At 70.1% G+C, this 8,298-nt stretch carries 7 protein-coding genes and 1 pseudogene; 7 read left to right on the top strand and 1 reads right to left on the bottom strand.

What is annotated here, in order from left to right; translation table 11 throughout:
- Positions 1–141 precede the first annotated feature (141 nt).
- The 5 genes from ACIQMR_RS14260 (at position 142) to ACIQMR_RS14280 (ending at position 6,107) form a co-directional block, all read left to right on the top strand.
- On the top strand, positions 142–1,188 hold the full coding sequence (locus ACIQMR_RS14260; protein ID WP_401385711.1) for a FecCD family ABC transporter permease: 1,047 nt from the start codon (positions 142–144) through the stop codon (positions 1,186–1,188).
- Positions 1,188–2,264 (top strand): FecCD family ABC transporter permease, encoded by a 1,077-nt coding sequence (locus ACIQMR_RS14265; protein ID WP_401385713.1) that lies wholly within the window; start codon positions 1,188–1,190, stop codon positions 2,262–2,264. Before ACIQMR_RS14260 ends, ACIQMR_RS14265 begins: the two co-directional genes overlap by 1 nt.
- Entirely contained in the window at positions 2,261–3,064 is an 804-nt protein-coding gene (locus ACIQMR_RS14270; protein ID WP_401385715.1) for an ABC transporter ATP-binding protein, read from the top strand. The genes ACIQMR_RS14265 and ACIQMR_RS14270 overlap by 4 nt, the downstream gene beginning before the upstream one ends.
- Position 3,065: 1 nt before the next feature.
- Positions 3,066–4,112, top strand: a complete 1,047-nt coding sequence (locus tag ACIQMR_RS14275; protein WP_401385717.1) for an ABC transporter substrate-binding protein — start codon at positions 3,066–3,068, stop codon at positions 4,110–4,112.
- 132 nt (positions 4,113–4,244) lie between these two features.
- Positions 4,245–6,107: an SIP domain-containing protein gene (locus ACIQMR_RS14280; RefSeq protein ID WP_401385719.1), complete on the top strand. Its 1,863-nt coding sequence runs from the start codon at positions 4,245–4,247 to the stop codon at positions 6,105–6,107.
- A gap of 302 nt (positions 6,108–6,409) precedes the next feature.
- On the opposite strand, the gene ACIQMR_RS14285 is transcribed toward ACIQMR_RS14280, so the two are convergent.
- Positions 6,410–6,760 carry a hypothetical protein gene (locus tag ACIQMR_RS14285; protein WP_401385721.1) on the bottom strand — a complete coding sequence of 117 codons (351 nt, stop codon included), beginning with the start codon at positions 6,758–6,760 and terminating at the stop codon, positions 6,410–6,412.
- 278 nt (positions 6,761–7,038) lie between these two features.
- Here ACIQMR_RS14285 and ACIQMR_RS14290 point away from each other — a divergent pair, with 278 nt between their 5' ends.
- Both ACIQMR_RS14290 and ACIQMR_RS14295 read left to right on the top strand, forming a co-directional pair.
- Positions 7,039–7,344 carry a hypothetical protein gene (locus tag ACIQMR_RS14290; RefSeq protein ID WP_401385723.1) on the top strand — a complete coding sequence of 102 codons (306 nt, stop codon included), beginning with the start codon at positions 7,039–7,041 and terminating at the stop codon, positions 7,342–7,344.
- Positions 7,345–7,786: 442 nt separating this feature from the next.
- Positions 7,787–8,298, top strand: a pseudogene (locus tag ACIQMR_RS14295) (hypothetical protein); the annotation flags it as partial.

Consider the following 8,298-nt stretch of genomic DNA (forward strand, 5'->3'; position numbering starts at 1 on the left):
AACGGCTCATCCCCCCGGATTGCGGGGGTCGTTGATTCGACCCCCGAGTGTGAACGGTCCGCCCTCCTGGTTGGATCGGCGGAAGTAAGGTAAGGGTAACCTAAGTCGCCAGTGTGACCGTGAGGAGCCGAGGAAAACCCCATGACCGATACGTCCCCGCCGGTGACGTCCCACCCGCCGCCGGCCAGGACCAGCTCCTCGCGCGGTGCGACAGTGGTGGTGATCACCGCCGCCGTCCTGGCCTGCGCCCTCGTGGCCGGGATCGGGCTGGGTGCCCGCGACATCTCTCCCGCGGAGATCGTGAACGTCCTGCTCCACCCCGGGGCGGAGACGTTCGACGCCCATGTGCTGTGGACCGAGCGCATCCCGAGGACCTTCCTCGGCCTGTTGGTCGGTGCCGCCCTCGGCGCGTCCGGCCTGATCATGCAGGCGCTCACCATGAACCCGCTGGCAGAACCGGGAATCCTCGGCGTCCAGCAGGGCGCCTCGATGTTCGTCGTCCTCGGCATCATGCTCCTCGGAGTGACCAGCGTTCAAAGCTCCTTCTGGCTCGCGTTCATCGGGTCCGCGGTCACCGCCGCCCTGGTCCACCTGATCGGCACCCGCACCAACGCCGGCAGCTCCACCATCGGCCTCGTGCTGGCCGGAATGGCCCTCGCCGCCGTCATGTCCTCCCTCATCACCCTGCTCGTCGTCCGAGACGAAGCGGCCTTCGCCCACCTGAGGTTCTGGTCCGTAGGCCAGCTGACGGGACGGGCCGAAGTCCTCGGCACGATCCTTCCCTTCGTCGTGGCCGGACTGCTCCTCGCCCTGCCGCTCGGCCGGACGCTGAACATCCTCGCCCTCGGCGACGAGGCCGCCCGCGGACTCGGCGTCCGGGTCGAACGGGCCCAACTGGCTGGCGCCGCCGTCGCCGTGCTGCTGTGTGCCGCGGCCACCGCCGCCGTCGGCCCCGTCGCCTTCGTCGGGCTCGTCGCCGCGCACGGCGCCCGGCTGCTCGTCGGCCCCGACCACCGCTGGTCGCTCCCGGTGTCCATGGGCGCCGGCGCCGTCCTGCTGATCGTCTCCGACACCGCGGGACGACTGATCCTCGACCACGGGGAGATCCAGGTGGGCGTGATGACCGCGGTCATCGGCACCCCCTTCTTCGTATGGCTGGCACGTCGCAGGGACCTGGTGCGGATCTGATGACCGTTCTCGACACCCGTGTCCAGGCGGACACCACGGCCAGGGACACCGTCATGGCGCGCCTACGGGCCGCCCGGCGGGCCCACAACCGCACAACCGGCGCGGTGACCGTCGTCCTCACCCTGCTGCTGCTCGCCCTGACCGCCGCCTCGGTCCTGCTCGGCGGCATCGGCCAGGTGGATCCGGCCGACGTCCTGCCCGCCGCCCTCGGGCTGCGCGACGGCCTCGCCGACTACATGATCTTCCAGCTGCGGATGCCGAGAGCGCTGGCCTCGGTACTCTCCGGGGCGCTCTTCGGCCTCGCCGGAGCGCTGTACCAGCGGCTGATCCGCAACCCCCTGGCCACCCCCGACATCGTCGGCATCTCGGCCGGTGCGTCCGCCGGTGCCGCCGTCGTCATCCTCTTCGCCCCCGCAGCGTTCGTCGTCGGCGCACCGGTGGCCGCCATCGCCGGCTCCTTCGTGCTCGTCGCCGCCGTCCACGTGTTCAGCTGGCGCGGCGGGGTGGACACCTACCGCCTCGTCCTGGTCGGCATCGGACTCAGCGCCGTGTGCACCGCCTGCACCAACTACCTGTTCACGGTCGCCGACCAGTCGAGCATCGCCATCGCCATGCGCTGGCTCATCGGCAGCACCAGCGGTGCCGACTGGACCGGGGTCACCACACTCGCCGCGGGACTCGTCCTCTGCCTGTTGTGCACCGCCCTGCTGTACCGCCCGCTGAGCGGCATGGCCCTCGGCGACCACCTGGCCACCTCCCTCGGCACCCGGGTGACCGCGGTACGGGTCGCGGCCCTGCTGCTGGGCGCCGCGGCCGCCGCCCTGGCCACCGGGGTGGTCGGACCGATCGGCTTCGTGTCGCTGGTCAGCGGTCCCATCGCCGTACGCCTGGTCGGCGCCGACCGTGCCCTGCCGCTGGCCCCCCTGGTCGGTGCGGTCATCGTCATCGGCTCCGACGTCCTCGCCCAGAACGCTCCACTCGTCAGCCCGGTACCCACCGGGGTCCTCACCGCGCTCCTGGGCGCGCCCTACTTCGTCTGGCTGATCCTTCGGCGCAGGCAGGGAGTCACGCCGTGACACATCAACTCGAAGCCCGTGGCGTCACCTCCGGGTACGGCAGGACGCACATCATCGAGGACCTGAGCGTCACGATCGAGACGGGCCGGATCACCGCGCTGGTCGGGCCGAACGCCTGCGGCAAGTCCACGCTGCTGAAATCGATCGCGCGCCTGCTGCCGATAGCCGCCGGATCGGTGCTCCTCGAGGGCACCGACATCCACGCCCTCCCCACCCGGGAGGTCGCCCGCCGACTCGGCATCCTGCCGCAGTCGCCCATCGCGCCGGAGAGCATCACCGTCGGCGACCTGGTCTGGCGCGGCCGCCATCCGCACCGCCGGATGGGGCAGCGCCGTACCGAGGCCGACGACGCCGTCATCGCCGACGCGCTGATGGCCACGGGCACCGCCGACCTGATCGACCGCCCGGTCGACCAGCTCTCGGGCGGACAGCGTCAGCGGGTGTGGATCGCCCTGGCACTCGTCCAGGACACCCCCACCCTGCTGCTGGACGAGCCCACCACCTATCTGGACATCGCGCACCAGATCGAGGTGATGGACCTGCTCGCCGACCTCAACGAGCGGACGGGCAAGACCATCGTGCTCGTCTCCCACGACCTCAACCAGGCGGCCCTGTACGCCTCGACCGTCATCGCCATGCGCGACGGCCGGATCATCCGGCAGGGCCCGCCCGAAGAGGTGCTCGACGAACGGACCGTGGCCGACGTGTTCGGCCTGGACTGTGTCGTCGTACCCCACCCCCGCACGGACCGGCCGCAGATCTTTCCCCTCGGCCGGCGCCACCTCAAGCAGGAGAAATGACATGAACAGCCTCGCAAGACCCGCCGGACGGCACGGCGCCGCCAGAGCGCTCATCGCAGCGGCGGCGTGTGTCGCCCTCGTCGCCGGATGCGGCGGCTCGGACGAGAAGAAGACCGAAGACAAGCCGGCAGCGGCCGGAGCCGCCGCCGAGGCGTTCCCGGTCTCGCTCACCAACGCCTGGGGCAAGACGGAGGTCGCGAAGAAGCCCCTGAAGGTGGCGACCGTCTCCGACGGCGACACCGACATCGCCCTGGCGCTCGGCGTCGTCCCGGTGATCACGCCCGACGCGGAGGACGGCGGCCCGGTCCCCGAGTACAAGCAGCGCGCCATCACCAAGCTCGGCGCCGGCAAGCTCAAGACGTACGACGACACCGACGGCACCGACTACGAGGCCGTCGCCGCCGCGCAGCCGGACGTCATCCTGGGCATGAACACCTGGGACATGGACAAGGACTACGCCAAGCTCACGCCGATCGCCCCGGTCGTCACCTACACGGACAAGAAGCACGCCGACACCCTGACCTGGCAGGAGCGGCTGAAGTCCGCGGCCAAGGCGCTGGGACTCGGCGCCAAGGCCGAGGAGGTGATCGCCGCGAACGAGAAGGCGACCGCCGACGCCGCCGCCGCGCACCCGGAGTTCAAGGGCAAGACGTACACGTACGCCGTCGTCCACCCCGAACAGATCACGTTCATGTCCTACGCCGACCAGGACGCGGGCATCTTCGAGCAGCTCGGCTTCAGCAAGACGGACAAGTCCAAGAACTACACGGCCGAGAAGAACTCCGTGAGCCTGGAGAACCTGGACGAGCTCGAGGCCGACGTCCTGTTGATGACCTACCCCTTCGGCGACCGGGGCCTGCTCAGCGCGGGCGAGCTGCAGAGCAACAAGCTCTTCCAGTCCCTCGACGTGGTGAAGAACAAGCACTACGCCGTGGTTCCCTCGGAGAACAACCTCGCCTCCGCCCTCGCCTACCCCGACGCGCTCAGCTCGCCCTGGGTGGTCGAGAAGCTCACGCCCATCCTCGCCGAGGCCGTCGCCGGCAAGTAGCCGCACACCCGCGTCGCCCCCGTCGGCCGACGCACCGGGCCGGCCGCCGGGCAGTGCATTGCCCGCGGCCGGCCCGCGCCGGGCCACGACGCCCCGCGCAGGACCCCGTCCGTGTACGAAGGAGCAGTCAGCATGCCCACCCGCAGCCCCCGTTCGGTCGTCACCTTCCCCATCGTGCTCAGGGAACTGACCGTGCTGCGCGCCGAGAACATCACGCCAGGAATGCGGCGTATCACTCTCGGCGGTGACCAGCTGCACGCGTTCACCCGCGACGGGCTCGAACTCCCCGCGCTGCGCACGGACGGCTTCGACGACCACGTGAAGTTCTTCTTCGCCGACGAGACCGGCCGGCTGGTCCTGCCGCGGCAGAACGTCAGCAGCCTCGACTGGCCCGCCGACGGCCGCCCCGTGGCCAAGGACTACACCCCCGTCCGCTTCGACCCCGAGGCCGGAGAGATCGACTTCGACTTCGTACGCCACGAAGACGGCGTCGCCTCGTCCTGGGCGGAGCACGTCAAGCCCGGGGAAAGCACCTGGATCGCCGGGCCCAAGATGTCCCACAGCCACCCCGAGGGCGCCGACTGGCTGCTCGTCGTCGGCGACGAGACCGCGCTGCCGGCCATCGGACGGTGGCTCGCCGAGATGCCCGAGAGCACGAAGGCCAGGGTCCTCATCGAGATCGGCGACGACAGCCACCGCCAGGAGCTGCCGACCCGCGCCGACGCCGAGATCGTCTGGCTGTCGCGCAAGGGGGCGCCCGCCGGTACGACGGACCTTCTGGAACAGGCCGTTCGCGCACTGGACTGGCTTCCCGGCACCGTCTTCGCCTGGGTCGCCGGCGAGGCCGTCGCCCTCAAGGGCATTCGCAGGCACCTGGCCACCGAACGCCTCGTACCGCGCGAGCGCACCCACATCACCGGCTACTGGCGCCGCACCGAACCACCCGCACCCGACACCGCACCGGAACAGGACACGGACGACGACGCGCACGAGCGCCTCCACGAACTCACCGACCTCGCCCCGGGTTACGCCATCCGGGCCGCCGTCACCCTCGGTCTCTTCGAGCTGGTGGACGGTGGAGTGCGCGACCTGGACGCACTGACCGCCCGCACCGGCTCCGACCGGTCCACCCTCGCCGCCCTGCTCACCTACCTGGTCTCCGTCGACCTGCTGGTCGGCGACGAGGAAGGCGGCTACCGGCTCACCCCCGTCAGCGAGGAACTCGTCGAGGACGACCACTCCGCCGACGAGTACCACCTCGGCGGCGCCCAGGCCGCGTTCGACGCCTCACTGAGCGGCCTGGTGCACACACTGCGGACCGGCGCGGCCGGCTACCGCACCCTGGGCGGGGAGACCCTGTCCGAGGCCATGGCCAAGGACTCCCTGCTCGCCGGCACCGCCCGAACCGCCGTCGAGGACGAGGCCCGCTGGATCGCCCCCGGAGTGACCCGCGCCCACGACTGGTCCTCCGTCAGCTCGCTCACCGCCACGGGCCACGGCTCGGCCACGGTCGTCAACGCGCTGGTCAAAGCACATCCCCGACTGCGCGCCAGGATCGCCGCCATGCCGTCGGTGCTGCGCGTCCTGGAGGAGGAGATCCTCGACACCGACGTCCTCCCCCGTGTCGAACTGGTGCCGCAGTCCGGCCCTGTGCCGCCTCCCGGCAGCGACACCGTCCTGATGTCCCGCCTCCTCGAATGGCTGCCGGACGACGACGCCGTCCAGGTGCTCACCGAGACCGCGGCCACGCTGCCCGACGGCGGAACACTCCTGCTGGTGGAGCAGGTCACCGCGGCGGACCCGGACGACATCGACGCCACGCTGCACCATCTGCGCCTCAAGTGCGCCTTCGGCTCCGGCATCCGGGACACGGACCATGTGTCCGAGCTCGCCGTACGGGCGGGCCTGACCGTTCGCGCGTCCAAGGACATCGGGTGGGACCACCGCCTGTGGTCCCTCACACGCCCGAGCGCGGCTCCCGACGGACGGGACTGAACCGCTTGCACTCGCCCGGCGTCGTTCGTCCGAGATACGGCCGCGTTGACAGCGCAGGGAAGGCGAGGTCTTTCGAAAGACACCAGAGGTGTACGCCGTTCACCGGCGTCAGCGTGGAATCGACGAGTAGGTTCCACGCGGGCCTCAGGCATCACCGGGGCCATCGGGTTGTGAAGACTTTGCCTGGCAGCTGCACATGGCCGAGCTCGACGGGGTCGTGGTCACCCCGGCCAAAGTATCCGGCTGCCGGCCGTTGTCGGTCGATGACGAGCTGACCGGTAGCCGACCCTGCGCGAAACCGCTCAGGTTCGCGTGCCGCGGTGCAGGGCGCGGACCAGGCGGACGATTCCATGGACCAGAAGCACGTTGACGGCCGCGCCGGCGGTGACGAGCGCGGCTGAGGCGAAGGGGTTGCCCGTCGCGTCCGGGTCTGGATCGGTCTCCGGGTCGAGGAGCGCGAGCGGATAGAGCAACGCGATGGTCACCAGCACCGATCCAGGGAACGTCGACAGGTGTAGGAGGGTGAGGAAGCCGTCGGGCCGTGCCCCCGCGAAGGCGCGGGCCAGTCCAGCCGTTGCGACGAAGCCGCCGTAACCGATCGCGAGCAGCCGGCCAAGGCGGGAGGTGCGGCCGGTACGGGTGGGATGGTTCATGGGCTTCCTTGCCGGTGTCGGATGCTCGGTGGGCCTGTGTCCGATGACGGGGTCGGGTGCCCACCGGCCGCCATTATTGAACATGTTCAGGCGCGGTTCGGCCGCCTTGGGTTCGATCCACGGGGCTGCCGACCCCTTGAGCTCTCCACCGAGTAGGCCCTGACCTGCGGTGATGCGGCCTTTCTCCACAGAGCCGAGCCGCTGCCGACAGGAACAGCCGTCACGTGAACGGATCGGGGGCGCTTGCTCCGGCCGGCAGAGCAGACGATCATTCGGCCATGAGACCCGAAGTGCGGACGTTCGTTGCTGATGGATCGCTTCCTGACTGGGACGCGAGCGAGGAAGAGATCGACAGGCGTTGCCACCAGCTCGCAGCGATCTCCCGACCCGTCACACGCGAAGAGGCCGCAGCCTTGGCCACGTGCTTCGGACCGGACGACTGTTACGGAGCCGCCTGGACCCTCGTGCACCTCATCGAGACGGCCCCCGGCCCGGTGCCGCAGCTGGAGGACCCGGGTTCGGAGGTGGGCGACTGGGCCCAGACGCTGTGGGCGCGATGGGCCGGCGAGCACCCCGCGACTTGACGGCTTGATTGCAGGAGGTGTCCTTTCGGCCGCGGGCGAGCTGCTGGTCCGAGCCGGCCCCGGTAGTGCTCACTGGCCGAAGCACCGCGTCCGTTCCGGTGCCCCGTGCAGGAAGGCGCGGCGGTCAGGCACGCGCCGCGTGCGGAGAGGGTCTGCTGGGGACCACGATGCGCGCTCTTGTTCTGACCAGTAGAGGCCCGGTTGGCGACGGTCGTCGTCGCCCGTGAAAGAGCGCCGAATCAAGGCGAACTCGGGTAGTCCGAACGGTCCGCCGGTGATCGCGCATGTGATGCCGGCCTTGTGCTGAGCCCTACGCGCTGCTCTGTGCATCCACGAGCCCTCACCGCTACGTGCGCCCCTATTGCAAGCTGTTCGCAACTGCTTCTAGTTTGCGGCAGTCGCGTGGGGCTGTCCGTGCGACCCGCGGTGAGAGGACCACCACATGATGGGCGAACGCCCGCTGTCCCTGTTGTCCGCTATGGCTCTGGCGCTGCTGGTCGCCGGTTGCGGCGGCGGTTCCGCCGCCCGTGAGGACGCCGCACCGGCCGGTCCTGCCGAGGGCTTCCCGGTCACCGTCGACAACTGCGGGGTGAAGACGACGTATCAGCGCCCTCCGCGGCGTGCCGTGTCGCTGAACCAGCATGCGACCGAGGTCATGCTGGCGCTCGGGCTGGAGGAGTCGATGGTGGGCACCGCCTATCTCGACGACCGGATCCTGCCCGCGTACCAGGAGGCCTATCGGGGGATCAAGGTGCTCGCGAAGGAGTACCCCTCGTTCGAGGTGCTGCTGGCGGCCGAACCCGACTTCGCCTACGGCGGTTTCGCCAGCACCTTCGACGAGAAGGAGGGGCGCAGCCGCGCCGCGCTCTCGAAGGCGGGCATCAACTCCTATCTGAACGTGGAGGAGTGTCCTTCCGGGCCGGTGACGATGGCGCACATGGACCAGGAGTTGCG

The organism is Streptomyces sp. NPDC091376 (assembly GCF_044757085.1).
Classification (GTDB): domain Bacteria; phylum Actinomycetota; class Actinomycetes; order Streptomycetales; family Streptomycetaceae; genus Streptomyces; species Streptomyces pratisoli.

Bases quoted from the DNA above. Each gene is read 5' to 3' on its own strand.
- ACIQMR_RS14275 (WP_401385717.1), top strand. From the start codon at position 3,066: ATGAACAGCCTCGCAAGACCCGCCGGACGGCACGGCGCCGCCAGAGCG.
- ACIQMR_RS14265 (WP_401385713.1), top strand. From the start codon at position 1,188: ATGACCGTTCTCGACACCCGTGTCCAGGCGGACACCACGGCCAGGGAC.
- ACIQMR_RS14260 (WP_401385711.1), top strand. From the start codon at position 142: ATGACCGATACGTCCCCGCCGGTGACGTCCCACCCGCCGCCGGCCAGG.
- ACIQMR_RS14290 (WP_401385723.1), top strand. From the start codon at position 7,039: ATGAGACCCGAAGTGCGGACGTTCGTTGCTGATGGATCGCTTCCTGAC.
- ACIQMR_RS14280 (WP_401385719.1), top strand. From the start codon at position 4,245: ATGCCCACCCGCAGCCCCCGTTCGGTCGTCACCTTCCCCATCGTGCTC.
- ACIQMR_RS14285 (WP_401385721.1), bottom strand. From the start codon at position 6,760: ATGAACCATCCCACCCGTACCGGCCGCACCTCCCGCCTTGGCCGGCTG.